The sequence below is a fragment of the Vreelandella gomseomensis genome (assembly GCF_031451645.1).
Taxonomy (GTDB): Bacteria; Pseudomonadota; Gammaproteobacteria; order Pseudomonadales; family Halomonadaceae; genus Vreelandella; species Vreelandella gomseomensis.
Genome location: NZ_JARWAI010000001.1, coordinates 194,813 through 220,403, shown reverse-complemented (window position 1 = coordinate 220,403; position 25,591 = coordinate 194,813). Strand labels below are relative to the sequence as shown.

Annotated in this window: 22 protein-coding genes; 9 read left to right on the top strand and 13 right to left on the bottom strand. The window is 62.0% G+C overall.

Features of this window, described 5'->3' with window-relative positions; translation table 11 throughout:
* Positions 1–27: 27 nt before the first annotated feature.
* From QC815_RS00875 to QC815_RS00865, 3 genes are all read left to right on the top strand, one after another.
* Positions 28–414 carry a DUF4168 domain-containing protein gene (locus QC815_RS00875; protein ID WP_230446099.1) on the top strand — a complete coding sequence of 129 codons (387 nt, stop codon included), beginning with the start codon at positions 28–30 and terminating at the stop codon, positions 412–414.
* A gap of 206 nt (positions 415–620) precedes the next feature.
* The gene (locus QC815_RS00870; RefSeq protein ID WP_230446100.1) at positions 621–2,531 is read left to right on the top strand and encodes a DUF294 nucleotidyltransferase-like domain-containing protein; all 1,911 of its coding nucleotides are present in this window, start codon (positions 621–623) and stop codon (positions 2,529–2,531) included.
* A 1-nt stretch (position 2,532) separates the two neighbouring features.
* Positions 2,533–3,258 (top strand): 3'-5' exonuclease, encoded by a 726-nt coding sequence (locus tag QC815_RS00865; RefSeq protein WP_309766446.1) that lies wholly within the window; start codon positions 2,533–2,535, stop codon positions 3,256–3,258.
* A 71-nt stretch (positions 3,259–3,329) separates the two neighbouring features.
* Here the strand turns inward: QC815_RS00865 and QC815_RS00860 are convergent, their stop codons facing one another.
* The 5 genes from QC815_RS00860 to QC815_RS00840 all read right to left on the bottom strand — a co-directional run bounded on the left by QC815_RS00860 (position 3,330) and on the right by QC815_RS00840 (position 8,617).
* Positions 3,330–4,973: a BCCT family transporter gene (locus QC815_RS00860; RefSeq protein WP_309766444.1), complete on the bottom strand. Its 1,644-nt coding sequence runs from the start codon at positions 4,971–4,973 to the stop codon at positions 3,330–3,332.
* A gap of 37 nt (positions 4,974–5,010) precedes the next feature.
* On the bottom strand, positions 5,011–5,433 hold the full coding sequence (locus tag QC815_RS00855; protein ID WP_309766442.1) for a universal stress protein: 423 nt from the start codon (positions 5,431–5,433) through the stop codon (positions 5,011–5,013).
* Positions 5,434–5,573: 140 nt separating this feature from the next.
* Positions 5,574–6,446: a glycine betaine ABC transporter substrate-binding protein gene (locus QC815_RS00850; RefSeq protein WP_309766440.1), complete on the bottom strand. Its 873-nt coding sequence runs from the start codon at positions 6,444–6,446 to the stop codon at positions 5,574–5,576.
* Between the two features lie 138 nt (positions 6,447–6,584).
* Positions 6,585–7,415 carry an ABC transporter permease gene (locus QC815_RS00845; RefSeq protein WP_230446105.1) on the bottom strand — a complete coding sequence of 277 codons (831 nt, stop codon included), beginning with the start codon at positions 7,413–7,415 and terminating at the stop codon, positions 6,585–6,587.
* Positions 7,416–7,417: 2 nt separating this feature from the next.
* Positions 7,418–8,617, bottom strand: coding sequence for a quaternary amine ABC transporter ATP-binding protein (locus QC815_RS00840; protein ID WP_230446106.1), 1,200 nt, complete (start codon positions 8,615–8,617; stop codon positions 7,418–7,420).
* Positions 8,618–9,137: 520 nt separating this feature from the next.
* Between QC815_RS00840 and QC815_RS00835 the strand changes: the two genes are divergently transcribed.
* The gene (locus tag QC815_RS00835; protein WP_230446107.1) at positions 9,138–9,617 is read left to right on the top strand and encodes a hypothetical protein; all 480 of its coding nucleotides are present in this window, start codon (positions 9,138–9,140) and stop codon (positions 9,615–9,617) included.
* Positions 9,618–9,763: 146 nt separating this feature from the next.
* Here QC815_RS00835 and QC815_RS00830 read toward each other — a convergent pair whose 3' ends face one another.
* The 7 genes from QC815_RS00830 to QC815_RS00800 form a co-directional block, all read right to left on the bottom strand.
* Positions 9,764–11,164: a sigma-54-dependent transcriptional regulator gene (locus tag QC815_RS00830; RefSeq protein ID WP_230446108.1), complete on the bottom strand. Its 1,401-nt coding sequence runs from the start codon at positions 11,162–11,164 to the stop codon at positions 9,764–9,766.
* 11 nt (positions 11,165–11,175) lie between these two features.
* The gene (locus tag QC815_RS00825) at positions 11,176–12,621 is read right to left on the bottom strand and encodes a HAMP domain-containing sensor histidine kinase (protein WP_230446109.1); all 1,446 of its coding nucleotides are present in this window, start codon (positions 12,619–12,621) and stop codon (positions 11,176–11,178) included.
* 40 nt (positions 12,622–12,661) lie between these two features.
* Positions 12,662–13,819 (bottom strand): PQQ-dependent sugar dehydrogenase, encoded by a 1,158-nt coding sequence (locus QC815_RS00820; RefSeq protein ID WP_230446110.1) that lies wholly within the window; start codon positions 13,817–13,819, stop codon positions 12,662–12,664.
* Between the two features lie 76 nt (positions 13,820–13,895).
* Positions 13,896–14,774, bottom strand: coding sequence for an AEC family transporter (locus tag QC815_RS00815; RefSeq protein WP_230446111.1), 879 nt, complete (start codon positions 14,772–14,774; stop codon positions 13,896–13,898).
* Positions 14,775–14,849: 75 nt separating this feature from the next.
* Positions 14,850–15,764 (bottom strand): LysR family transcriptional regulator, encoded by a 915-nt coding sequence (locus tag QC815_RS00810; protein WP_230446112.1) that lies wholly within the window; start codon positions 15,762–15,764, stop codon positions 14,850–14,852.
* Between the two features lie 129 nt (positions 15,765–15,893).
* Positions 15,894–16,595 carry a sulfite exporter TauE/SafE family protein gene (locus tag QC815_RS00805; RefSeq protein ID WP_230446113.1) on the bottom strand — a complete coding sequence of 234 codons (702 nt, stop codon included), beginning with the start codon at positions 16,593–16,595 and terminating at the stop codon, positions 15,894–15,896.
* A gap of 205 nt (positions 16,596–16,800) precedes the next feature.
* Positions 16,801–18,954: a TonB-dependent receptor domain-containing protein gene (locus QC815_RS00800; protein WP_230446114.1), complete on the bottom strand. Its 2,154-nt coding sequence runs from the start codon at positions 18,952–18,954 to the stop codon at positions 16,801–16,803.
* A gap of 256 nt (positions 18,955–19,210) precedes the next feature.
* On the opposite strand from QC815_RS00800, the gene QC815_RS00795 reads away from it, so the two are divergent.
* From QC815_RS00795 to QC815_RS00775, 5 genes are all read left to right on the top strand, one after another.
* Positions 19,211–20,137, top strand: coding sequence for an ABC transporter substrate-binding protein (locus QC815_RS00795; protein WP_230446115.1), 927 nt, complete (start codon positions 19,211–19,213; stop codon positions 20,135–20,137).
* A gap of 32 nt (positions 20,138–20,169) precedes the next feature.
* On the top strand, positions 20,170–21,138 hold the full coding sequence (locus tag QC815_RS00790; RefSeq protein ID WP_230446455.1) for a FecCD family ABC transporter permease: 969 nt from the start codon (positions 20,170–20,172) through the stop codon (positions 21,136–21,138).
* 18 nt (positions 21,139–21,156) lie between these two features.
* Positions 21,157–22,272, top strand: coding sequence for a FecCD family ABC transporter permease (locus QC815_RS00785; RefSeq protein WP_230446116.1), 1,116 nt, complete (start codon positions 21,157–21,159; stop codon positions 22,270–22,272).
* Complete coding sequence (locus QC815_RS00780) at positions 22,269–23,072, top strand: ABC transporter ATP-binding protein (RefSeq protein ID WP_230446117.1); 804 nt, start codon at positions 22,269–22,271, stop codon at positions 23,070–23,072. The genes QC815_RS00785 and QC815_RS00780 overlap by 4 nt, the downstream gene beginning before the upstream one ends.
* Before the next feature lie 93 nt (positions 23,073–23,165).
* Positions 23,166–24,977: an ABC transporter ATP-binding protein gene (locus tag QC815_RS00775; RefSeq protein WP_309766672.1), complete on the top strand. Its 1,812-nt coding sequence runs from the start codon at positions 23,166–23,168 to the stop codon at positions 24,975–24,977.
* Here QC815_RS00775 and QC815_RS00770 read toward each other — a convergent pair.
* A complete protein-coding gene (locus tag QC815_RS00770; RefSeq protein WP_230446118.1) occupies positions 24,967–25,542 on the bottom strand; it encodes a hypothetical protein in 576 nt (191 codons plus the stop codon). The genes QC815_RS00775 and QC815_RS00770 overlap by 11 nt on opposite strands.
* Between the last annotated feature and the right edge of the window lie 49 nt (positions 25,543–25,591).

Below are 25,591 nucleotides of genomic sequence, written 5' to 3'. Positions count from 1 at the left end.
CATAATGCGCCAATTGAGGTTTCTTATATGCAACGTATGACTGCTCTGTTTTCTGCTGCCCTGCTTGCCACCGGTCTGATGACCGCGACGGCTCACGCCCAGCAGGATGAAGCGTCCACTCAGGGCTCCATGGCAACTGAAACAGCGCCTTCTCAAGATTTCTCTGACGAGCAGCTTCAGCAGTTCGCCGATGCGTCCCAAGAAATCGCGGTTATCTCTCAAGAGTATACCCAGCGCTTGCAAGAAGCCGATGATGAATCTGCCCAGCAGGAAGTTCGCACCGAAGCCAATGACCGCATGATCGAAGTGGTCGAAGACAGCGGCCTGGATGTTGATACGTTCAACGCTATCGGTCAAACCATCCAGCAGGATCCTGAAATGATGCAGCGTGTTCAGGAAATGGCGGAATCGTAAGCAGTTATTCAATGTTGCACGATGAGTGATGCAACCTCATCGTTGAAGCATGGGACGATCCCCAAAGCCCGGCGCAGCGCGCCGGGTTTTTTTTGTCTGGGGTTTACGCGTTTAACGCTTCGCGCCACACTTCCTGAATGATACCTGTGCCGAAAGGGTCGCGGGGCAAGGTGTGACGGTTGGCCAACACGGCCTGAGGAGAACGCATGGATGTCGAGCTGTTAGAAATACGCCAGCACATGGGGCAGTTCCCGCCCTTCGATGGGCTGTCAGATGAATTGCTGGATGAAATCGCCAGCAGGGTCGAGGTCAGCTACTTCAAGACCGGCGCGGACATCCTCACGCTCAACGAAACCATGACCGACCTGTGCTATATCCGCAGCGGCGCGGTGGAGGTGTACCGGCGTCAGGGGGAGCTCTACAACCGGCTGGGCGAGGGCGATATCTTTGGCCACTTCAATCTGCTGCGCAATCAGAAGGTGCGTTTTCCCGCCAAGGCCATCGAGGATACCCTGCTGTATTTCATTCCCTTGGATGTCTTCCAGAAGCTGTGCGAAGAAGACGATCACTTTGCCGACTTCGTCGAGCTGGAACGGCCGCGCCTGGAAACCGCCGCCGAGCAGCAGAAGAAAGCCAACGACATGATGGTTACCCGGATTCGCAAGCTGGTGACGCGCTATCCGGTCATGGTGGAGGAGTCCACCACGGTGCAGCAAGCGGCGCAGCAGGTCAGCCAGTCCCAGGCATCGGCGGTGCTGGTACTCAAGGAGGGTAGCACCCATCCCCGCTACAGCTTTCAGGACAGCGAAGGGCGCACCTGGCAGGTATGCGGCATTCTGACTGACAGCGATTTCCGCACCCGGGTCGTGGCCGAAGGGCTGTCACCGCAAACCCCGGCAGGAGACGTCGTGTCGCCTCGGCTGATCACGATCCAGTCGGACGCCTCCATCTATGAGGCCATGCTCACCATGCTGCGCAATAACGTTCACCACCTGCCGGTACTCTACCGTCAGCGACCGGTGGGCGTGGTGCATCTCTCCGACATTATCCGCTACGAAACCCACAGCGGACTGTATCTGGTGAGCAATATCTTTCACCAGTCGAACGTCGAGGGGCTGTCGCGTCTCGCCCCGGATGTCCGCGCTGCCTTTGTCAGGATGGTTCAGGAAGGCGCCAACTCGCAGATGGTGGGCAGTGCGCTCTCGACCATCGGACGCAGCTTCACCCGGCGCCTTTTGGAGCTTGCCGAGGAGACGCTTGGCCCGCCGCCGGTGGACTACTGTTTCATGGTCAACGGCTCGATGGCGCGCAACGAGCAGAGCATCGTCACCGACCAGGACAACGCACTGATACTCTCGGATGACTTTATCCCCGAAGCGCATGACGCCTACTTCAAGGCGCTGGCGACCTTTGTCAGCGACGGCCTGGATGCCTGCGGCTACACCTACTGCAAAGGCGACGTCATGGCGACCAACACCCAGTGGCGGCAGCCGCTGAGCGTGTGGAAAAGCTATTTTACCGACTGGATTGCCAATCCGACGCCCGAGAGGCTGCTGCACAGCTCGATCTTCTTTGATCTGGATAGCCTTTACGGCGAAGACCTGTTCGTGGAAGCGCTTCAGGACCTGATCGCCGAGCAGGCACCCAAGTCGCCGCTCTTCCTGGCGGCCATGGCCCGCAACGCCCTTAATCGCACGCCCCCGCTGGGCTTTTTCCGCACCTTCGTGATGGAAAAGGACGGCAAGCATAATAATTCCATCAACCTGAAGCGTCGCGGTACCGCCCCCATGGTCGACTTGATTCGCGTGCACGCCTTGGCATGCGGGTCCAAGGCGCAGAATACCTTCCAGCGGCTGGAAGCGATTGCCGATACCCAACTGCTGGCGACCGGCATGAGCGACAAGCTTAGCTATGCCTTCGAGTTCATGTGCATGTCGCGGTTGCGCCATCAGATGATCGACCTTCAGGAAGACCGGCTGCCGGATAATAACATCGAGCCGGAGAACGTCGCCGACAGCGAGCGTCATACGCTCAAGGACGCCTTCCAGGTGCTCAGCAATGCGCAAAAGTTCCTGAAGTTCCGCTACCCGATACCCAGCAATCGGGCGGGGCGCTGACATGACGCTTATTCGCCCGCGTAGAAAAATCAGCCAGGCGGACTGGGCCGCGTACATGCAAAAGCGCGAGCCGCTGGCCAAGGATCCGGCCATTCAGCGCTTTTTCGCCACGCCGCCCCCCAGCCTCGATACGCCGATCGGCGAGGTGCCGATGGTCGCCCTGGACATGGAAACCACCGGACTCGATGAGCGCCGCCATGCCATCGTCAGCGTCGGCCTGGTGCCCTTTACGCTGAACCGTATCAAGATGGCCGAACGGCGCTACTGGGTGGTCAAGCCGCCGCGCCCGCTGGATGAAGCCTCGATCACCTTTCACCATATTACCCACTCCGAGATTGCCCATGCCCCGGATCTCGAGGCCATCATCGATCCCTTGCTGGAGGCGCTGGCGGGCAGGATCGTCGTCGTGCATTTTCGCCATATTGAGCGCCCGTTTCTGAATGCGGCAATCAAGGCGCGGCGTGGTGAGGGCGTGATGTTTCCGATGATCGACACCATGTCGCTTGAGGCGCGACTGCACCGGCAGAAGCTGTGGGCGCGGTTCCGGCGCTGGCTGGGTCGGCCGCCGGTATCCATTCGCCTGGATGCCAGCCGGCGTCGCTATGGGTTGCCCAGCTACCAGGGCCACCATGCGCTGGTCGATGCCCTGGCAACGGCCGAGCTACTCCAGGCGCAGATCGCCACGCACTACGAGCCTAGTACGCCACTGGGGGCGCTGTGGAGCTGATGTGATCAAGGTCCAGGCATAAAAAAACGGGCAGCCAGGTGGCTGCCCGTTTTTACTGCCATCTACGATGGTTAGACCGCTTTTGGCTCGCTCATCAAGCCCTTGATGATGGCATAGCAGGCCACCAGCAGGATGATGGTGAACGGGAAGCCGGTCGAGACGGCCATGGTTTGCAGCGCGGTAAGACCGCCGCCCAGCAGGAGCGCAATGGCGAGCGCGCCTTCGATGATCGCCCAGAACACGCGCTGGGGCTTCGGTGCGTCGACCTTGCCACCGGCGGTGATCGAGTCGATAACCAGCGAACCGGAGTCCGACGAGGTCACGAAGAACACGATAACCAGCACAATGGCGACGAACGACGTGATCTGCGACAGCGGCAGCTGCTCCAGCATGATGAACAGCTGCAGGTCGATGCCGGCGTCGCGTACGGCCTCGATGCCCTGGCTGAGGTACTGATCAATCGCCGTGCCGCCAAAGGTTGTCATCCACAGCACCGAGACGATGGAAGGCACGAGGAGAACCGATACCATGAACTCACGCACGGTACGGCCGCGCGAAACGCGGGCGATGAACATGCCGACGTACGGAGACCAGGAAATCCACCATGCCCAGTAGAAGGCGGTCCAGCCCTGGCTGAAGTTGGCGTCTTCGCGGCCGAACGGGTTGGACAGCGCGGGCAGGTGAACCGCGTAATTGAGCAGGTTTTCGAAGAACCCGGTGGCGATCAGCAGCGTCGGGCCCACCGCAATCACGAAGAACAGCAGGGCTGCGGCCATGGCGATATTGATCTTGGATAGCAGCTGGACGCCTTTATCCACCCCCGCCAGGATCGAACAGATGGCGATGATCGTGATGCCGATGATCAGCAGGATCATGGTGACGTCGGTTTCCGGCGCGCCGAAAAGATAGGTCATGCCGGCGGCGGCCTGCGTTGCGCCCAGGCCGAGCGAGGTGGTCAGGCCAAACAGCGTGGCAAATACGGCCAGGATATCGATAAGGTGGCCAGGCCAGCCCCACACGCGCTCCCCAAGGATGGGGTAGAACACCGAACGCATGGACAGCGGAAGGCCCTTATTGAAGGCAAACAGCGCCAGGGACAGCGCAACGACGGCGTAGATCGCCCAGGGATGCAGGCCCCAATGGAAGATCGTGGCGGCCATACCCAGCGCGGCGGCGCCAGCTTCGTCGCCTTCGGCACCGCCCAGCGGTGCCCAGCTGCCACCGTCAAAAGACGTGCCAAAGTGGGTCAGCGGCTCGTTGACGCCGTAGAACATCAGGCCGATGCCCATGCCGGCGGCAAACAGCATCGAGAACCAGCCCATATAGGTAAAATCAGGCTTGGCATCGGCGCCGCCAATACGGATTTTACCTAGCGGGGAGAAAATCAGGCCGATACACAGAATCACGAAGATGTTCGCGGCCAGGATAAAGAACCATGCCAGATTGCCGGTCAAGAAACCGAAAACTGCATCGTACACCGGGGCGATTTCGTCCTGCAGGGCCAGCGTCAGGATGACAAACAGCAGCACCACGATGGACGAAATGGTGAACACCTTGCCATGCAGGTCGAGGTTCACGCCCATCGTGGTGGTGGTGATGTTGTCCTGGCCGATCACGTAGTCGGTATCAATCAGGTTGGCCGGGCCTTCCGGGGCAGGAATGCCTTCCGATGGCGCCTTGTCATCAGGCGATTTGTCTTGCGATTTGTTATCCACAAAGATGCTCCCTTTGCTGTTGGGACATTACGCCGTTTTACTTGGCTGGACGAATGAGAAAAACCGAGGCGTCGGTGTGGGTGGCCACCTTGCCGCCGTGGGACGGCATGACAATATCCAGGTGACGGGGCAGGTGTGTTGCCATCATGACCAGGTCGGTACCGATCTCTTTGATGGCTTTCACCAGCAGGTCGTCGACGTTGGCAACGGGGTCGGTGGAGCTGTAAACCTTGATGCTGACGGGTTGGCCATGCACTTGGTGACGCTCCTGGGCGAAAGCGTCGAGTTTCTGCTCATACTCCTGAGGCGTACGGGCCACGCTGGTCGGCGTGTTGGCCGTGATGCCGACGTAGGTGATGCGCGCGTCGTAGCGTTTGGCCATGTCGGCCACCACGTCCAGAGCGGGCTCCAACGTTTCGAGATGGGCAAGGTCTACGGGCACCATAATATTGTTAAACATGGCAGGCTCCTCACTATACTTGCGTAATGATCGACACTATCAAACGATATGCCGATCATCGTTATGGTTGAGGTGAGATAGATACAAGTGAGCTGGCACGTAAAAACGCACCAGCTCATGACTATCTCCGGGTGTGAGAATTAGCTCTCGAGCCATTCCTCAACGACGTCCTGGTTGTCTTCGACCCACTGCTTGGCGTTTTCATAGGGGTCGCTGTCATCTTCCTGGTTCATGAGCATGACTTCGCCCATTTGCTCAGGCGTCCATTCAAACGCATCAAGAATGGCGTAGGCTTCAGGCATGTCGTCTTCCAGGCCGTTGCGAACCACGGTATGGATCTGCTCGGCACCGCCATAGACGTTCTCCGGGTCTTCCAGATACTTCACGTCAAAGCGGGCAAACATCCAGTGCGGGGTCCAGCCGGTGACCACGATGTCTTCTTCGTTGGAAATGGCGCTCGAGAGCGCCGCAGTCATGGTAGCGCCGCTGCCGCTGCGTAGTTGAAGATCAAGATCATAGGTATCGACGACCTCTTCGGTGAGGGACATCAGGCCCGCACCAGGATCAATACCGATAATCTCGCCGTCAAAGGCGTCGGCGTTGTCGTTCAGCTCGGCGATAGAGTCGACATCGGTATACTCGGGTACCACGAGGCCCAGCTTGGTGCCGTCCAGGTTCGGGCCGAGATCTTCGACGTTATCGCCCACCCGCTCCATGTAGTTTTCGTGGGTCGAAGGCAGCCAGGCCGCAACGATGGCGTCGGCATCGCCGGTTGACAGCGCCTGGAACATGGCAGCGGCGGACAGCGAGGTCATGTCGACTTCGTAGCCGGCCTGCTCAAGCACGGCACGCACCACGTTGGTGGATGCCACTTCGGACGCCCACTCCACGTAGGCCAGGTTGACCGTGCCTTTGTCTTGCGCCTGAACCATGCCGCCAGCGGCGAGGCCGGCGCTTGAGACGAGTGCCAACGAGGCGAGACGGATACGTTTATTCAGCATACGAGTTTTCATTCACTTGCTCCCTTTGATGGAGAGGCGACAACGGCCGCCTCGAACAAAATCGTGCTTTCTTGTGTCGTTCACAGCATGCGCATGTATCGCATGCTGTGCAAGTTTTACCCTTTAACGCCCATGGGGCGCAAACAGGGGCTAGCGCCGTGACTTGCTGAATGATTGCGTCAAACGATCAAGCACCATGGCAAGAATCACAACGGCGATACCGGCCTCAAAACCGTCACCGGGACGCAGGCGCTGAATGGCACGCCATACCTCGCTACCCAGGCCGTCGGCGCCGATCATGGCGGCGATCACCACCATGGAAAGCGCGAGCATGATGGTCTGGTTGATCCCGGCCATGACCGTCGGCAGCGACAGGGGAAGCTGAACCTTGAAAAGCTTCTGGCCGCGGGTTGCCCCGTAGGCGTCAGCGGCTTCGATCAGCTCCACCGGTACCTGGCGAATCCCCAGGGTGGTGAAGCGAATGGCGGGGGGCATGGAGAAAATCACCGTGGCAAAGATCGCCGATACCGAGCCGATACCGAAGAACGGAATCGCCGGGATCAGGTACACGAAGGCCGGCATGGTCTGCATGAAGTCAAGCACCGGCATGATCACACGGTACAGTCGTTCGGATAGCGCAGCAGCAATGCCCACCGGTATGGCCATGACCACGGCCACCAGGGTGGCGATAACCACGAGGGTCAGGGTCTCGATCATCGGATCCCAGAGGCCCAGGTTCCAGATCAGGGCCATGCCGGCGGCCGCGCCGATCGCCAGACGCACGGAAGCCGCTTTCCAGCAGAGAAGCGCCACAATGGCTAGCAAGGCCCATGCGGGCAGCCACATCAGACCGTCGTTGAGTGCTTCGATACCGGTCTGGGTGACCCGCGAGATGGCGCGCGTCACTACCGAATATTCGCTGGTCAGCCAGGTCAGGCCGCTTTCAATCCAATGACCTAATGGAATACTAGGAATTTCCATGCTTATTCTCCCGCTCGCGCTAGTTCGTCGAGTACTGCCCCTTTGACCACGACACCGAGTAGCCGCTGCTCGTCATCAACAACGGCGATCGGGAAGCTCTTTTCGCTGAACATGGCGAACAGGTCGTGAAGCGCCTCGTCGGTGGTAACCTTGCGAAAATCCTGGGTCATGTAATCCTGGATCGTCTCCGCGCCGGCCTCGATGGCGCGGCTGGCCGCGTCGGCTTCGAGAAGCCCGAGCAGCTTGCGGTCGCGGTCGGTGACGTAAATGGAGTCGATGCTGTGGTCACGCATGCGGCGAAGCGCGGTGCGCGGTCCGTCGCTGTCCCGAGCGGTGGAACGCAGCGGGCGCATGGCGCTCTCGGCGGTCAGGATGCGCGAGCGGTCGACCCCCTCGATAAAGCGACGCACATAGTCATCAGCGGGTTTAGTGAGGATTTCCTCGGGGGTGCCGATTTGCACAACGGCGCCGTCCTTGAGCAGCACGATGCGGTCACCGATATTCAGCGCCTCGTCCAGATCGTGGGTAATGAAGACGGTGGTTTTCTGCATCCGGGATTGCAACTGCAGGAGTTCCTGCTGCATGTCCTTGCGGATCAGCGGGTCGAGCGCCGAGAAGGCTTCATCCATCAGCAGGACGCTGGCGTCATTGGCCAACGCCCTGGCAAGGCCCACCCGCTGCTGCATACCGCCGGACAGCTGGTTGGGATAGGCGTCTTCCCAACCATCCAGGCCGACCTGGGTCAGCGACTCCCGCGCCGTCTTGTCACGTTCGGCGGGGGAGATACCGCGAATCTCCAGGCCGAACTGGGCGTTTTGCAGAACCGTCTTGTGGGGGAAGAGGGCGAAATTCTGGAAGACCATCGAAAAGTGCCGGCGGCGACACTCGAGCAGGGCTTTCTCGCTCAGCGAAGGGATATGCTCATCGTCGATGAGTATATCCCCTTCGCTGGTGTCGATCAGCCGGTTGAGGCAGCGGATCAGGGTGGATTTACCCGACCCCGATAGCCCCATGATCACCAGCAGCTCACCTTCATAGACATCGAAAGAAATGTTGGAAAGCCCCAGCGTTTGCCCGGTTTTCTCAAGAATTTCAGAGCGACTCAAGCCCTGGTCGCGAAGCTCAAGGGCGCTTTTGGGGTTCTTGCCAAAGACCTTGCTTACCCCTCGCACCTGAATTTTGACGTTGCGTGTCTCGTCCATCGGCGTTGCCTTTTGTCAGCTGAGCGGCGCGCCGCGACCCGTTGGCACATGAGAAAGCTGCCTGCGGGGCCAGCGAACACCACCGCTCATAAAAAAAAGAGATAATGAAGTGCTAAAAGGATTATCAATTATTATACATAAGTGCCCGAGGTGTGTCACAACGCCCCGCGGTGAGCGGTGGCATGGCGTCTCATGTGTCATTTTTCACCCACTCCCACGCGGTGAGGCAAGCAGTAAGAGGGATGCTTTTCAGCGAGTAAAGTCATGATTTTTATGTTTTTTATTAAGTAATGCGCGGTGTTGGCATAATATGTGTAAACAGTTATTTAGCCATAGTGCCTTGACGCGTCTCGGTTCAAGCAAATAAATCAAGTGCAGCAAGTTAAACTCAGTACAAACGCATTAGCAATAAGCGATTACCATTTTCTCGTCCGAGTGAATGAGCCGCCTCAACGGTGAACGTGGCCAAGCGGCCATGCCATGGGTCGGCACTGTTTTCGTCATGAAAGGAGCAAAACGAGTGAAGTTATCGGGTTGTAACGTATCGAAAGGTGTCTGGGCAGCGTTGCTGTTCAGCAGTGTCTTATTGGCCGGTTGCGGACAGGAAGACGACGCTGATGGATCAGGCGTGCCAGAAGACGCGCCGACTCAGGAGCAGAGCACCCAAGATCAACAGGATGCTGGCGTGGCTGAAGACGTAGCGACGCAGGATGATCAGTTCGTTTCCGAAGAAGAATCGGTCAGCGCGGATGCGGAAATGGACGGCGAGTCCAGCAATACCGCCACCGCGCCGGAAGAGGCGCCGCTTAACGGCGAGGCCAATGAAGATCCCGGCTTTGGCGAGGGTACCGACCCCATGCCAGGTGACGGTGAAGATGCCAGCGACCTGGCAGACAGCAGCGATGAAGGCAGTGAAGATGCCGACATCGCCGATGGTCAAGATGAAGAGGCTAGCCAGGACGAAGAGGCTAGCGAAGAAAGCGAAGATCGCAGCGAGTAAGCCATCAGTAGTGATGGGAGTAGCGTAGATAGTGTAGGTCCCTACGATGGTAAGTCGCTTCAGCTGTTTGTTCCCTGCGGCTGTTCACACGGCTTATCATCCTTTCAGCCCCCGCACCCGCGGGGGTTTTTTTTGCCCGCTCGGTTTCAGGTATCTTCGCTGTCTTCCAGACGACGGTAAAGCGTGCGCCGGGCGATACCCAGTACTTCCGCCGTGCGGCGCTTGTTGCCGCCGGTGGCCTCCAGCACCTTGCGGATATAGCGCTTCTCGACTTCTTCCAGGCTCGGCCAGGGGGCCGATGCAGCGGTGGGAGCCTGCGGCGTGGAGAGGACTTCGCCGGTGAGCGTGGCCGTGGTCTGCGCCGACGCCTGGTTGAGCTGTTCGCGCAGCCGTTCCGGCAGGTGCTGGTGGCGAAGCGTGCCGTCCTCGCTGAGGGTGACGGCGCGCATGATGGCGTTCTCGAGCTCGCGTACGTTGCCGGGATAGGGATAATGCAGCAGGCAATGCAGCGCATCCGGCTCGATATGCTCGATCTGTTTGTGCTGCCCCTCGGCATGCTTGTCGATCAGGCTGAACACCAGGTGTTCGATGTCGGGGCCGCGGTCGCGCAACGGGGGGATGCGCAGCGAGAAGGTTTCCAGGCGGTAGAACAAGTCGCTTCGGAAGTTGGCCTGCTCGATTTCCTTTTCCAGATGGCGGTGCGTGGCGGCGATAATCCGCACGTCAACGGCTTCCTCGCGCTCGCCGCCCACCGGGCGCACGGTTTTTTCCTGCAGCGCACGCAGCAGCTTCGCCTGTAGATTGATCGGCATCTCGCCGATTTCGTCGAGAAACAGACTCCCGCCCTGGGCGCTGTGAAAGAGCCCCTGACGCGCCTCATTGGCGCCGGTAAAGGCTCCCTTTACGTGGCCGAAAAACTCGCTTTCCATCAGGTCGGCAGGGATGCTGGCGCAGTTGACCGCCACAAAGGGAGCGTCATGGCGCAGGCTTTCCTGATGAATCGCCCTTGCCAGCAGCTCCTTGCCGGTGCCGCTTTCCCCCAGCAGCAGGATGGGCGCATCGCTTTTCGCCAACCGTGAGGCATCATGAAATAGCGCCTGCATGGCATCGCTTTTACCCACGATGCCATGAAAGTGGCCCACCTCCGATGCCGGTGACACCGCCAGGCGCTGGCGTTCCAGTACGCGAAAGACCGATTCGCGCACGGCGTCCAGATCCAGCGGCTTGGTCAGGAAGTCGTCGGCGCCAAGCTTGAGCGCTTCCACCGCCTGGTCGATGGTACCAAAGGCGGTAATCACGATAATGCCAAGCTCGCTGCCTTCGTGGCGTAGCTGCTGGAGCAACTGGATGCCGCTGATGCCCGGCAAGCGCACGTCCGTGATGATCAGCGATACCGCCGTATGACTCAGCAGGGCAATCGCGTCTTCAGCGCTGGATACGCCATGCGTGGTGTAGCCGGCATCGTGCAGCTCTTCTTCCAGCAGCTCCCGTATGGCGCTGTCGTCTTCCACTACCAACAAAGGTAAAAGATGTTCCGTATGCGTCACAAACATGATCCTCATGCAGGTGTGGTGTCGTAGAGGGGCAGGGTGATTTCAAAACCGGCGCCGCCCAGCGGACTGTTGAAAACGCCGATGGTGCCGCCGTGATCGTTGATGATCCGGTGCACCATTGACAGGCCAAGCCCGCTGCCCTGACCGACGGGCTTGGTAGTAAAGAAGGGGTCAAATACCTGCTGGTGGTGCGAGGCGGGAATGCCCGGCCCGTCATCCTCGACCCATAAATGCAGTTCCTGGCGCTGCTGCTCGGCGTGCACCCGAATGCGAGTGACACCGTCAGCCTGGGCGGCGTTGCGCAGCAGGTTGGTCAGTACCTGCACGATTTGCTGGCCGTTGGCGAGCAGCGTGGGCGCCGGGCTGGGTAGCGTGGTTTCCAGGTTCACCCCGCGCGGTTCCAGCTCGTCTTCCACCAGGGCGCTGGCGCTGTGCACCAGCTCGTCTAGCGGCTGTTCGTCTTTCTCGACGTTATGCTGGCGGCCCAGTTCCATCAGCTGGCGAACGATCTCGACGATACGCTCCACTTCACCGCGAATGCGGCTCAGCCGGGCGCGCTCGTCTTCGCCGATCACGTCGCGCCGCGCCAGTCGCTGGGCCTGGCCGTTGATCACGGTCAGCGGCGCGCCGATCTCATGGGCGACGCCGGCCGCCAGGACGCCAAGTTCGGCAAGTTTCTTGGACTTGCGCAGCCGCTTTTCAAGCTCGATTTCACGCAGCTGGCGATCCTCGATGTCGTGATCCTTCTCTGCCATGGCATCCAGCATGCCGTTCAGCCCGGCCGCCAGCCGGCGGTATTCCGCAGGCCCTTCGATATTGGCGCGCTGGGCTCGGTCACCTTCCTCGACGCGCTGCATGACCGTCAGCAGGCGATTCAACGGCCGTTCGATATAGTGCCGGAACCCCCACCAGATGCTCAGCACGATGCCGGCGGCGCCGACTACAAACACCAGAGCCGCGACGATACTCAGAAAGCCGGTATAGTTTTCAATGCCGGTATTCAGGCGATTGACCTGCAGCACGCCGGTGACCTCACCATCCGGCGTGCGCAACGGCTTGAGCGCCGAGTAGTAAGTCCAGCCTTCGAACTGGCGATAGTCGCCGTAAAGCGCATCGTCTTCGATGACCTGCTGAATATCCTCGCGGCTGAACAGCTCCCGGCCCAGCCCCAGACCGTGGATTTCGCGGCCGTCGGTGTCGAACACATAGGCCCCGTAGATACGGTGGAAGGAAAAGGCGCCTTCCAGCGCTTCCTCCAGCGACGCATCATTTTCCCGGGCAACGGCGTAGCCAAGCGTCGTGCTTAACGCATGGGTGATCATGTCGACTTCATTTTGTAGCTTGGAGCGGACGTTATCCTCCAGCGACTTGATGGCGACCAGGCTGAACACCACCAGAATCACGAAGAGCGGGACGATGACCGTCAAAATAATCAGATTGCGTAAACGCATGCGCTAACCGGAGCTATGAAACATCAATGGTGGACGGTCCCTATTCGACGGGGCGTAAGCGATACAGGGCGCCGTCGGCGGCGTCGGTCAGCACGTAGATGGCCTCGTCAGGGCCCTGGCGCACGTCGCGAATACGGCCAAGCTCGCCGTCGAGGACGACTTCGCGTTGGGTCACGTCATTGTCTTCCAGCTGTAGCCTGACCAGGCGTTGGCTGCCCAGGCCGCCTGCCAGCAGCTGGCCCTGCCATTCGCCAAAGGCGTCGCTGGTGACTTCCGCCAGGCCGGACGGCGCAAAGCGCCCGTCAAAGACATGCACCGGGTCGACCATGCCGGGCTTGGACGTCTTGCCAATCGGCTCGTTGGTCGCGTAGTCATTGCCCCGGCTGACCTCGGGCCAGCCGTAATTGTCGCCTGGGGTGAGCCGGTTCAGTTCGTCGCCGGTTCTGGGGCCGTGTTCCGTGGCCCAGGGCTCGCCGTTCTGCCGTACCACCATGCCCTGAATGTTGCGGTTGCCCTGGGTATAGATGTCATCCAGCGTGGCGTCACCGACAAACGGATTGTCGTCGGGCACCCCGCCGGTAGCGGTAAGCCGCAGGGTAGAACCCGCGTGGTCGTCATCCGCCTGGGCACGCGGCGGTTCAATGCCGCGGTCGCCAATACTCATCAGCAGGGTGTCGTCGGGCAGCCAGGCAAGGCGTGAGCCGTAGTGACGTCCGGGCGAGGAGGCGCGGTTCTGTTCAAACAGATGCTCGACGTCACCCAGTGCGTCGCCCTGCCATTTTACCCGGGAAAGCGCCGAGCGGCTGTTACTGCCCTCGGGCTTGCTCCAGGTGAAGTAGATCCAGTCGTGTTCGCCGTCGCCAAACGCGGGATGCAGGGCAACATCCAGTAGCCCGCCCTGGCCGCGCTGACTGACCTCGGGGAGCCCTTCCAGCACTTGGCGCTCGCCACCGTCATCATCGATCAGGTTGAGCCGCCCGGGGCGTTCGCTGACCAGATAGCGGCCGTCGGGTAGAAACGCGACCGCCCAGGGATTTTCAAGGCCCCCGGCGACTTTTTCGATGGAAAAGGCCAACTGGTCACTCTCGATACGTTCCTCGACCATCTCGGCGGCATTGACCGAGGCGCTGCCAAGTGAACCGACAAGGGCAGCGGTCAGCCAGCGCTGACGCAGCGCATGGGTAGATAAACGACGCATAGAGCACGCTCCCGGGCAGTCATCGATAGAAGGTTTACCAAGCAGTGACGCTTTCAAGTCCGAGAGGTTCCCCGTGCTACGGCATCAACCAGGCAAGCATCAGGGGCAGGTACACCAGTGCCAGCAGGGTAGAGCAGAACACCAGGCTGGCCACATAGGCCGGTTCGCGCTGGGCGCGCTGGGCAAACAGGTAGTTGAATACCGCCACCGGCATGCTCATTTGCAGCACCAGAATACCCTGGGCTAGCGGCGGCAGCCCCAGCCATCCGGCAATCAGCCAGGCCGCCGTCGCGGCAAGCGGGATGCGCACCAGGCTGAATCCCAGGCCCGAACGCAGGCTTCTGACCTGAATGCTGGCCAGCGATACGCCGAGGGTGATTAGCATCAGCGGCACGGTAAAGCCCGACATCAGATCCACGCTGTTGGCGATCCACAGCGGCAGCTCGGTGTCCGTCAGCAGCAGTGCCATGGCAATGGCAATTGCGTAGACCGTCGGCGTCTTGGCCAGTGACTTGAGCGGATTCCCCCGACTGGCCAGCATGGTGCCTACGGTAAATTGAAACAGCGACACCGTGACCATCACGGTAATACCGTACACAAACCCGGCGCTGCCAAAGGCGTACAGCACTACCGGCAGCCCCATGTTGCCGGTGTTGGGGTACATCATCGGCGACAGCAAAACGCGCCAGTCGCGGCGTAATAGCTTGGCGACCAAAAACGTCGCCGCCGCCATGCAGGTGATCACCAGGGCAGTGGCGAGCATGGTGCGGCCAAAGGTGCTGGCGTCTATCTCCGCCCCGGCGAGCGAGGCCAGCACCAGCGAAGGCGTACCAATGTTGAAAACCAGCCGCGTCACGAAATCGACCGGGTAGGGGTGGCCCAGGCGCACCCAGGTAAACCCGAGGCCGGCACCCGCCAGTACGGGCGCCATTACCGCAAAGAGTTCCGCCAGCATGGGGCGTCCTTGGCAATGAATGGCCGACTATTGTGAATAGTAAGCGGACTAACTGGCAAGTCGCGGTTGACTGACCTAGGCGGCGACGTCGTCTTGCCGCCACTGACAGGGCATCTGCTCGCGCAGGAAGGTGAGCAGCGCCTGTACCCGTCGAGGTTGATGGCCGTAGGCATACAGCAGCGTGATCGGCAGGGGCGACGGTTTCCAGTCAGGCAGGCAGGGGGTCAGTTCGCCGGGATGATGAGCTTCGCGCTTGTCGGCGAGCCAGTGAGGCAGCAGGCCGATACCCTTGCCCCGGGCGATGGCATCCAGGTGAAGCGCGGTCAGGTCGACCCGCAAGCGCGAACGGGGCGGATAGAAATGGTAGCTGCCGTGGCTTGAGTGATGCAGCAGCAGGCCGTCCCGGGTCGTTCCCAGCAGGTCGATCCAGGCGTGGTCGGCCAGGTCGCGGGGGTGCCCGGGTAGCGGCTGCTGGGCAAGGTAGTCGGGGCTGGCGTACAGGCCTCTGCTGAGCCTGCCTAGTGGTTCCTGATGCAGGCCGCTTTCCGGTACCTGCCCCAGGCAGACGTGCACGCAATGGCTGTTGAGCGAGGTGGGCGGCGCCTCGCGGGTGCGCAGGGTCAGCTCGACTCTTGGGTAGCGCGCCATGAACGTATCCATGATCTGGCCCATCCAGCCCCGGGCCAGCGCGCAGTGCACCTCAAGGGTGACCGTGCCGCTGATATCCTCGCGCAATTCCGCCAGCGCTTCATGGCTGCGCGCCGCCAGGGCCAGCATGTCCTGGCAGTAGCGGTGGAACAGCAGCCCGGCCTCGGTGGGCAACAGCCGGTTGGCCTGGCGGCGCAGCAATGGCTGCTCGAGACGCGCTTCCAGGTGGCTGATCCGGCGGCTGAGCGTGGACTTGGCCAGCCCCAGCTTGCGCGCGCTGAGCGTGAGGCTGCCGGTCTCCATCACCTCCGCAAAGGCGTTGAGTTCGTCGAAATCATGCATGGTAAGCACCGCACTACGGAAACCGGGCATTGTGCCATTAGTTGCAAGTAATAAAAATCATTATGATTTGCCATTGCGTATAGCTGAGTCCACCCTTGCGTTTTTTACGGTCAGAAGTGCGACAGGGCGTTAGCCGACCAGCGCCTGCCAGACCAGGCGTAACGCCAGCAAGGTGAGCACCGCGTTAAAGAGGCGGGCGAACTGGCGTTCCGGCATGTGCTTCAGGATGCGCAGGCCAACCCAGGTGCCGATAGCGCCGCTCAGGATCATCGCCCCCGCCAGCGGCAGCCAGGGCCCAAGGTTGACCCCCGCCTGCTGAAAGACCGCCATCTTGATGACGTGCTGAAGGCTCATCACCGCCGCCAGCGTCGCCATGATCTGGAAGCGGTGCGTGTAAAGCTGTTTAAGGTAGGCGCCGATCAACGGCCCGGTCGCCCCGACAAACAGCGATAAGAAGGTAGTCACGGCACCGACGACGACCGTCCCCCGCTGACCCATGGCGACCTTTGGCAAGGCCGGCCCCCAGCAAAGATAAAGAATGAAGCTCGCGATGCTCAAATAAAGCACGGTAGGCGGCAGCGAGATCAGCACGAGGCTGCCCAGCAGTGCCCCTACCGCCGCGCCGGGTAAAAAGGCGAGGATCAAACGGCGATCTATGTGACGGAAGAGCATGGCCGCGCGGTTGGCATTCGACCCCAGCTGCACCATGCCGTGCAGCGGAATGATGACCTGGGGCGGGATGATTTGCGCCATCACCCCCAGCAGCATCACCCCGCCACCCGCCCCCAGGCAGGCCGTAAGCAGCGAAGTCAGAAAGGAGCTGCCTATCAAAAGCCCCGCCAAGACAGGGGAGAGTCCATTGAGTAAAGGTTCCAGCGCTCACATCCTGTTCAAAAGATGAGGTGAAAACATAGCAGATGTCGCCGGGCGACCACCATGGCCGCAGCCGGATGCCTCCCATAAAAAACCCCGGCGCCTGGCCGGGGTAAAGATCAGCATTGAAGCCAGTTAAAGGAATCGGAAGCGCACATGGCGATTAGAACGCGTAGCGCACCGAGAGCCACAGGCGACGGCCTTCCTCGCTGTTAGCGTAGCGGTTGCCGTAGCTGGTCTGGGGATTGCCCGCCCGGTCGGTGGAGGCATAGCGTTGGTAGTCGACGAAGTCCTTGTCGAACAGGTTATAAACCGTCGCGCTCAGATCAAGCTGCTCGGTGACTGCGTAATTACCGCCCAGGTTGAATAGCGAATAGGCTTTGAAGTCGCCCAGGTCGTCAAAGGAAGGCGCGCCGCGCACGCGTTCACGGTTGCGGTAGCGCTCGCTGCGATACTCCGCCGAGAGCCAGGCATCCAGCCTGGCGGTGGCCTGCCAGCGCAGCGTCGCGTTGACGGCGTGTTCGGGCGTGTCGGTGAGCGGTTCGCCCTCGTTCGCGCCGCTCTTTTGTTCGCTGTCGGTATAGGTGTAGTTCGCGCTCAGGCGCCAGTCCGGGGTGAACTGGTAGCTTGTCGACAGCTCGACCCCTTGGGTGATCGCCTCGTCCACGTTGACCTGTTGGCTGTAGGATCCGTCGGGGATCAAGGGATCGTTGGTGACCAGGATATCGTTACCGCTGGCGATCTTGTCGTCGAACCGGTTGTGGAAAAGCGTCGCGCTGGCGGTAAAGCCGTGCTGGTTATCGTAATGCGCGCCGATCTCGCTGCTGGTGCTGGTTTCCGGCTCCAGATCCGGGTTGCCGATGGTCAGTACGGTACCCTGGCCCGTGACGCCGTTGATGCCGTCGTGCAGGTCGTTGAGCGACGGCGTCTTGTAGCCGCGGCTCACGCCGCCTTTCAGCGTCCAGTTGGGCGTGGTGTTCCATACCAGATAGCCGCGCGGGCTGAACTGGCTGCCAAAGGCATCGTGGTGGTCGTAACGCCCGCCCAGAGTGAGCGCCAGGTCATCGCGCAGCAGCCATTCGTCTTCGGCAAACACCGAGCTGGTCGTTTGCTCGAAGGTTTCGCCGGCCAGGCCATCGTCCAGTTCGGCGTCCCACCATTGCACGCCCAGGGTGGTCATGTGATTGCCCAGCGGCAGGGTGAATTTGCTGTCGAACACGGTGTTGGTGGTTTCCAGCTCCCGCGGGGCGCCGCCGACAATGCCGGGGAAGCCCGCGTACGCTTCGCCCTGAGTGCCGGGAATCGTGCGGCCGGTGGTTTCGGTGGTGTTGCGCATCAGGCTCGAGTCCAACGTGCCCGAGGCAAACCGCCCGGTATGGCCAATGGCCAGCTGCTCGCGCTCGAAGCGCAGCTCATCCGCATAGCCGTTGGCGGTGCCGGGGGCGGGTTCGCAGCTGCGGGTACGCCCGTCCAGGGTGCCTAGCTGGCAGTCGTCGTTGTTGTAGCGCTGGCGATTCACTTCGCCGTCGAGCCACAGGTCGTGATTGGCGGTGGGGGACCAGGTCAGCTTGCCGCCCAGGTTGTAGGTGTCGCCTTCCACCGGGCTTGGCCCCCGCTGGCTGACCTCAATGGGGTCACCGTTTTGATCGCTGTACTGGAGATGGGACGCGTCGCGCTCCTGGAAGCGGCCGCGTAATTGAATCCCCAGGGTATCTTCCACCAGCGGGCCGCTGGTGTAGAGGTTGATCTCGCGGCGGTCGCCAAAGTCGCGGTCTTCGTTGAAGGTGTTCTCGACGCCGATGGCGCTTGTCCACTCGCGGTCGACCTTGCGGGTAATGATGTTGATCACGCCGCCCATGGCGTCGGAGCCGTAAAGCGTCGACATCGGCCCGCGAATCACTTCGATGCGCTCGATGCTCGCGACCGGCGGAAAGAAGCTCGTGGAGGTCTCGCCAAAGCCGTTAGGGGTCACGCTGCCCGCCGCATTCTGGCGGCGGCCGTCAATCAGGATCAGCGTGTAGTCGCTGGGCATGCCGCGCATGCGGATATTGCGCCCGCCGGTCTTGCCTACCTGGCCGCCTACGTCCACGCCTTCCACGTCGCGCAGGGCATCGGCAATGCTGCTGACCCGCTTGCGTTCGAGCTCCTCGCGAGACACCACCGAAATGCTGGCCGGCGCGTCGACCATGGCCTGTTCGAAACCGCTGGCCGACACCACGATGTTGTCCAGCTGGTCGTTCTGCTGGGCAACCGCTGCGGTGGATGACATGGCGAGCGCAACGGCGCCGCTCAAAACGGTACGGGTGTAGCGTGGCATGGGTATCCCCTTGATGAAGCCGTTCAGGTTTTAATGATATGCATTATCAAATGAGATGCAGAGTCTAAAAACTTAAGTTCCCAAATACGAGGCGACAAAGCGGAACGGTATGTTGCAGATTCGGCAACAGTTGCGGCCTGGCAGCGCGAATTCGCCAGTGTTGCGCAAGGGGGAACGGCGTATTCGCTGGAAGGCTGGTGCAAGTGCTTCTGATAATCGTTATTATCCTCGCCTGGTTCAACAGCGAGGATATCGGATGCGGGCTGCAGCGTTACGCAATGGCGTGGTGGGACTACTACTCAGTGGATTGTTGGTGAGCGCCGCCCAGGCGCGCACGCTCGATACCGCCTTTGGGGAGGTGGAGGTGACGGGTACGCCGGAACGCGTGGTCACCCTTTACGAAGGCGCGCTGGATGCGTCGCTGGCCGCGGGCGTCACGCCGCTGGGCGCGGTTACCACCCGCGGTGGCGATAACGTCGCCGAGTACGTGGAAGCGCATCTGGGTGATGATCGGCCCGCCATCATGGGGGTGGTGCGCGAAATCAACATCGAGGCCGTGCTTGAACAGCGCCCGGATGTGATTCTGGCGCCCGCTCGGCTCTCTGAGGAGCATTATCAGCTGCTGTCACGCATTGCGCCCACCGTGGTACCGACCACTCAGCCGATCGCTCCGGATAACTGGAAAGCCGAAGCGCGCCTTTACGGCGACGCGCTGAATCGCCGGGACGCCATCGAAGACGCCATCAGCGCCGTTGACCAGCGCGCCGCAGAATTAGCGAGCGCCCTGGACGCGGCCGGTGTAGGCGGCACGGCCTTTGTGGTGCGCTGGATGCCGGGCGGGCCGATGGTCATGTCGAAGAACCTGTTCGCCGCCGGTTTGGTCGCTCAAGCGAGTTTAACGGTGGAAGATGCCGGCCTGGTGGGCGAGCGCGGCGTGCACAGCGATATCTTGAGCCTTGAAAACCTCTCCCGGGTGGATGGCGACTGGCTGTTCCTGGCGACGCTCAACGAAGACGGCCAGGAGGCCCTGGCATCGGCCCGGCAGAATAGCGCCTTCACCCGGCTGGACGTGGTTCAGCGCGAGCAGGTGGTGCCGGTGAACGGCCAGCTATGGACCAGCGCCAACGGCCCGCTGGCCGCGCTGGCGATTCTTGACGATATCGACGCCGCCCTGTTGCCGTGATGGCGTTGAGCGTGGGTCACCAACGCACGCAGATGACGTTACTGCTCACCGCCCTTGTGGCGGTGAGTCTCGTTAGCCTGCTGATTGGCGCTGGTAACGTCGGCCCGCTGCGTGCCCTGGCGGTGCTGGGCGGCAGCCAGGATAGCGACGCCAGTTTCGTGGTCTGGCAGCTGCGCGCGCCGCGCACCGTGATCGGCATTATTGTCGGCATGGCGCTTGGGGTGGCGGGGGCGCTGCTGCAGGCGGTGTCGCGTAACCCGCTCGCCGAGCCCGGCCTGCTGGGGGTAAGCGCCGGCGCCGCCTTTGCGGTGGCGCTGACGCTGGTCATGGGCGCCAGTGCCGCCACCCTGCGTATTTCGGTGGCCCAGTTGGGGGCCTTGGTGGGCTGTCTGTGTGTGCTCAGCGTGACGCGGGTGCGCGGGGTTGGAAGTGATCCTGTACGGCTGGTATTGGCCGGGGCGGCGTTTTCGGGGCTGCTCGGCTCGCTGACCTCGCTGATGCTGCTGTATGACCAACGCGCGGCGGATGACATCCGCTTCTGGGTGATTGGCAGCCTCGCCGGACGCCGCCTCGACGATGTGGTGGCGATGCTGCCCAGCATGCTGGTCGCGGCCGTAGCGGTGGTGTTCATCGCGCGCCCGCTGGCGGCGTTGGCATTGGGGGAACGGGCGGCCTCCGGGCTGGGGCATCACCCGGGGCTGATCCGTTGGTTGGTGGTGGCCTGCGTGGCCCTGCTGGTGGGCGCTGCCACGGCGATCGCCGGGCCGATTGCCTTTGTCGGGCTGGTAGTGCCGTTTGCCGCCCGGGCGCTGGCGGGGCCGGACATTCGCCGCACGCTGTGGTTCTGCCTGCCGATTGGCCCCTTGATGGTGCTCTCGGCGGATGTCATTGCCCGCGTGGCGGTGGCGCCCTCGGAGCTTCCTATTGGCGTGCTGACCGCGTTATGCGGTGCACCGGTTTTGGTCGCGGTGGTGCGCGCCCGGCGGCTCCCGACTTTGTAACCTTTGGCGTTGACTTCCATGAAATCGAGCGCAAGTGATCTTCCTTCATCGGCCTTTGTAGCTGAGCGCCCCTCGCCGCCGGTAGCGCCGCCGCCGGGCTACTGGCGTGTTGCCTGGCAATCCACACGGGGTAATGCCTGCAGCCGGCTCATCGAGCGGCGTGGCGTCGCTGTCAGCGCGGGGCTTGGTGTCGCGTTACTGTGTGCCTGCGTCCTTTATTTGAGCCTGGGCAGCATGGCGCTGGCCCCGAGCGCGGTACTCCCGGCGCTGTTTGGCCGAGGCGAGATGATCAGCGTGTTTACCGTTCAAGAGCTGCGCCTGCCTCGGCTGGTGGCGGCCTGCCTGACCGGCGGCGCCTTTGCGCTTGCCGGGGTGCTGATGCAAACCCTGGCGCGCAATCGGCTCGCCACACCCGGGATTATCGGTATCGATAACGGCGCCACCGCCTTTGCCGTGGCCTCGGTGGTGGGCATGGGGGTCTCGCTGGCGCCACCGGCCATGGCGCTGGCGGGGGCGGCCACGGCCGCCGCGCTGACCTTTGGGCTGGTGGCGGGCGGCGGCACAAAGGGCTATCGTTTTATCGTCGCGGGAATCGGCGTGGGCGCGGTGTTTGGCGCGGTCACCCAGCTGATGCTGGCGCGCGTGGCGATCGATACCGCCAATGCCGCCTACCCCTGGACCGTCGGGTCGCTCAATGCCCGCCCCGGCGACGCGGTAAGCTTGCTTGCCGTCGGGTTAGCTGTGGGCGTGATCGCCGCTGGGTTTATCGCGCGCCCGCTATCGCTGATGCGCTTTAAAGACGCCACCGCCTATGGGCTGGGCGTTAACGTCAAGGCGCGCCGCTTTCAGGTGCTGATGCTGTCTGTCGTATTGACCGCGCTGGCGGTCGCTGTAGCCGGGCCGGTGGGCATGGTCGGGCTGATCGGCCCGGAAATCGCCCGCTCACTTGCTAGCTCACGCCAGGTGCCGCTCGTGGCGTCGCTGCTAGCAGGGGCGCTGGTGATGGTGCTGGCGGACCTCGCCGGGCGCACCTTGCTGGCGCCGATTGAAATTCCCGTCGGCATCGTGACCGCGGTGATCGGCGGTCCCTGGTTATTATGGATACTAATGCGCCCGCAACGGAGCCACGCATGACGCCTGCTGAGCCATCCCCCACGCTTGCCACCGAGTCGCTCGCCCTGAGCTATGGCGCCCGGCGCGTCATTGACTCGCTGGATATCAGCCTGCCCAGCGGCCAGGTTACGGCGATTGTCGGCCCCAACGGCTGCGGCAAGTCTACGCTGCTCTCGGGCCTTGCCCGGCTGCACAAGCCGGAAAGCGGCGCGGTGCTGCTGGACGGCGCGGACATTCAGCGCCTGCCCGCCCGGACGCTTGCCACTCAGCTGGCACTACTGCCGCAAGAGGCCGTGGCGCCGGAAGGGCTCACCGTCAGCGAGCTGATTCGCTTTGGTCGCCAGCCTCACCAGGGCTGGCTGCGCCAGTGGTCGGCGGAAGATCAGCGCGTGGTCGAGCATGCCCTCGCCGCCGCCGGGCTTGACGCCTTGGCCGAGCGTCCGCTGGAAGCGCTTTCCGGCGGGCAGCGCCAACGGGCGTGGATCGCCATGACCATCGCCCAGCAAACGCCACTGTTACTGCTTGACGAGCCGACGTCCGCGTTGGACCTGGGCCACCAGATCGAGGTGTTCGAGCTGGTGCGCCATCTGGCCTGCCATGGGCGTACCGTGGTGATGGTGCTCCACGACCTGGCCAGTGCCTGTCGCTATGCGGATCATCTAATCGCCCTATGCGACGGGCAGATCGTCGCCCAGGGCGCGCCTGCCGAGGTGGTGACGCCTGAGCTGGTGCGGACGCTGTACCAGGTCGACTGCACGTTGATGATCGACCCTGATACCGGCAGCCCGCTGCTGGCCAACGTGCGCCGGGCCAGTGCCTAGGCCTCATGCCTGAGCCGTAACGGGGGAAAGTGTTAGCATAGGCCGCGTTATTAGACGCTCATCATTCAGGAAGGAATACCCGTGGCCTCTTCCATGCCCCGCGATCAGAATCAGAGTTTTCAGGCCTTGATGCGCCTTCTGCGCTATGCCAAGGGTTACCGGCGGCGGATCATCGCCGCGAGCGTGTGCTCCATCATCAACAAGCTGTTTGATATCGCCCCCGAAATCCTCATCGGCGTGGCCATCGACGTGGTGGTCAACCAAGAGCAAAGCTTTGTGGCGAGCCTGGGGTTTGAAACGCCCCAGCAGCAGATCACCATGCTGGCGGTGTTGACCTTCGTGATCTGGGCGGGGGAGTCGCTATTCGAGTACCTGTTCCAGATCCTCTGGCGCAACCTGGCCCAGCGGCTCCAGGCGGATATGCGCCAGGATGCCTACGAGCATGCCCAGCGGCTGGACATGGCGTTCTTCGAATCGAAAAGCTCCGGCCAGCTGGTCGCCACCATGAACGACGACGTCAACCAGTTGGAGCGGTTTTTAGACGGCGGCGCCAACGCGCTGATTCAAGTGGGCGTGACCGTGGTGGCCGTAGGCGCGGTGTTTTTCGTGCTCTCGCCGCTGATCGCGCTGCTCGCGTTCACGCCTATTCCGCTGATCATCTGGGGCGCGTTTTACTTCCAGCGCAAGGCCGGGCCGCTCTACAGCGACGTGCGCGAAAAGGTGGGGGACCTGGGCAGCCGGCTCTCCAATAACCTGAGCGGCATTGCCACCATCAAGAGCTTTACCAGCGAAGACCGCGAAGCCGAGCGCCTGCGCGATGCCAGCGAAGCCTACGTTGACGCCAACCGCCGGGCGATCCAGGTAAGCTCCGCGTTCATTCCCGTCATCCGCATGGCGATTCTGGCGGGTTTTCTGGCCACCTTTACCGTCGGCGGCATGATGGCGCTGAACGGCACGCTCAACGTGGGCGCCTATGGCGTGCTGGTGTTCTTGACCCAGCGCCTGCTGTGGCCGCTGACCGGCTTGGCCCAGGTGATTGACCTGTTCGAACGCGCCATGGCCAGCACCAAGCGGATTCTCGACCTGCTGGAAGAGCCCATCACGGTGAAAGACGACAGCACCACACCGCTAGCCCAGCCCGTTCAGGGCGAGGTGCGTTTCGAGTCGGTGAGTTTTCATTACAAGTCAAGCGACGTCGGCGTCGATGGGATAGACCTTCACGCCCCGGCGGGGCATACCCTGGCGCTAGTCGGCGCCACCGGCTCGGGTAAGTCTACGCTGGTCAAGCTGCTGCTGCGCTTTTACGACCCGGAAGGCGGGCGTGTGCTGGTCGACGGTCAGCCGGTACGTGACGTTAGTATGCACTCGCTTCGCCAGGCGATCGGGCTGGTCAGCCAGGACGTTTACCTGTTCGAAGGCAGCATTCGCGACAACATCGCCTACGGCAACCCCGACGCCGATGACGCGGCGATCATCGACGCCGCGCAAACCGCTGAGGCGTGGAGCTTTATCGAAACGCTGCCCCAGGGGCTGGACACGCCGGTGGGCGAACGGGGCGTGCGGCTTTCCGGCGGCCAGCGCCAGAGGCTTTCGCTTGCCCGGGCGCTGCTGAAAGACCCGCCGATTCTGGTGCTCGACGAGGCCACCAGCGCAGTAGACAACGAAACCGAAGCGGCCATTCAGCGCTCGCTGAAACGCATCGCCCACGGGCGTACGGTGATCATGATCGCCCATCGGCTGTCCACCATTGTGCACGCCGATGAAATCGTGGTGATCGAAAAAGGCCGAGTGGCCGAGCGCGGTAGGCACAAGAGCTTGCTCGCCGCCAACGGTCACTATGCCGCCCAGTGGCGGGTACAAACCGGCGAGGCCCAGGCGGGGGACGCCGATGCGGTTAGCGGTTAACCAATAACGCATCCAGGGTGATCGGCACGTGCTCGTCGATCTCCTGGTAGCCCAGCAGCGAAAGCACGCTGCGCACGGTGGCATTGGCCATCAGCGCGCGGCCGTCCATTGCCATGGGCTCGGCGTGGGTAACGCGCACTTCGTTCAGGCCTTCACGGGTAAAGCGCAGCGGGACGCTTTCTTCCTGATTGACCAGGTCGCTTTGCACCCGGAAAGTCAGCGTGTCCACCAGCGACTCGCCAATATCCAGCTCGTCCAGCCGCTCCGGCGGCATCTGCGCTACCAGCGTCACCAGGGTGGTGTTGGCCAGCATCTCGGCCCAGGTAGGCATCTCGCCAAACCGGGTGAGGACATCGGTCTGGCTGAGCTTGAGCGGCAGGCGCAGCGTCCCGTCAGCGGAGATATCGCCCTGCAGATCGCGTACCCGGTGGTGGTGGGTCTGCGGCTCCTCGCCATCGAGCTGAGTGATGGACGCCTGCACCGTGGAACGGCCCGGGTCCAACTGCCAATCGGCCTGCGCCGGCACCGCCAGCAACAGCGTGAAAAATGCGATCAATGCTTTCAAAGCCAATCTCCTTGTAACGTGCCCCTAAGCCAGGGCTACTCTCAAGACC

Bases quoted from the DNA above. Each gene is read 5' to 3' on its own strand.
- QC815_RS00850 (WP_309766440.1), bottom strand. From the start codon at position 6,446: ATGAAAACTCGTATGCTGAATAAACGTATCCGTCTCGCCTCGTTGGCA.
- QC815_RS00785 (WP_230446116.1), top strand. From the start codon at position 21,157: ATGAAATCGAGCGCAAGTGATCTTCCTTCATCGGCCTTTGTAGCTGAG.
- QC815_RS00865 (WP_309766446.1), top strand. From the start codon at position 2,533: ATGACGCTTATTCGCCCGCGTAGAAAAATCAGCCAGGCGGACTGGGCC.
- QC815_RS00840 (WP_230446106.1), bottom strand. From the start codon at position 8,617: ATGGACGAGACACGCAACGTCAAAATTCAGGTGCGAGGGGTAAGCAAG.
- QC815_RS00795 (WP_230446115.1), top strand. From the start codon at position 19,211: ATGCGGGCTGCAGCGTTACGCAATGGCGTGGTGGGACTACTACTCAGT.
- QC815_RS00875 (WP_230446099.1), top strand. From the start codon at position 28: ATGCAACGTATGACTGCTCTGTTTTCTGCTGCCCTGCTTGCCACCGGT.
- QC815_RS00855 (WP_309766442.1), bottom strand. From the start codon at position 5,433: ATGTTTAACAATATTATGGTGCCCGTAGACCTTGCCCATCTCGAAACG.
- QC815_RS00815 (WP_230446111.1), bottom strand. From the start codon at position 14,774: ATGCTGGCGGAACTCTTTGCGGTAATGGCGCCCGTACTGGCGGGTGCC.
- QC815_RS00825 (WP_230446109.1), bottom strand. From the start codon at position 12,621: ATGCGTTTACGCAATCTGATTATTTTGACGGTCATCGTCCCGCTCTTC.
- QC815_RS00845 (WP_230446105.1), bottom strand. From the start codon at position 7,415: ATGGAAATTCCTAGTATTCCATTAGGTCATTGGATTGAAAGCGGCCTG.
- QC815_RS00775 (WP_309766672.1), top strand. From the start codon at position 23,166: ATGCCCCGCGATCAGAATCAGAGTTTTCAGGCCTTGATGCGCCTTCTG.
- QC815_RS00790 (WP_230446455.1), top strand. From the start codon at position 20,170: ATGACGTTACTGCTCACCGCCCTTGTGGCGGTGAGTCTCGTTAGCCTG.
- QC815_RS00820 (WP_230446110.1), bottom strand. From the start codon at position 13,819: ATGCGTCGTTTATCTACCCATGCGCTGCGTCAGCGCTGGCTGACCGCT.
- QC815_RS00810 (WP_230446112.1), bottom strand. From the start codon at position 15,764: ATGCATGATTTCGACGAACTCAACGCCTTTGCGGAGGTGATGGAGACC.
- QC815_RS00870 (WP_230446100.1), top strand. From the start codon at position 621: ATGGATGTCGAGCTGTTAGAAATACGCCAGCACATGGGGCAGTTCCCG.
- QC815_RS00800 (WP_230446114.1), bottom strand. From the start codon at position 18,954: ATGCCACGCTACACCCGTACCGTTTTGAGCGGCGCCGTTGCGCTCGCC.
- QC815_RS00780 (WP_230446117.1), top strand. From the start codon at position 22,269: ATGACGCCTGCTGAGCCATCCCCCACGCTTGCCACCGAGTCGCTCGCC.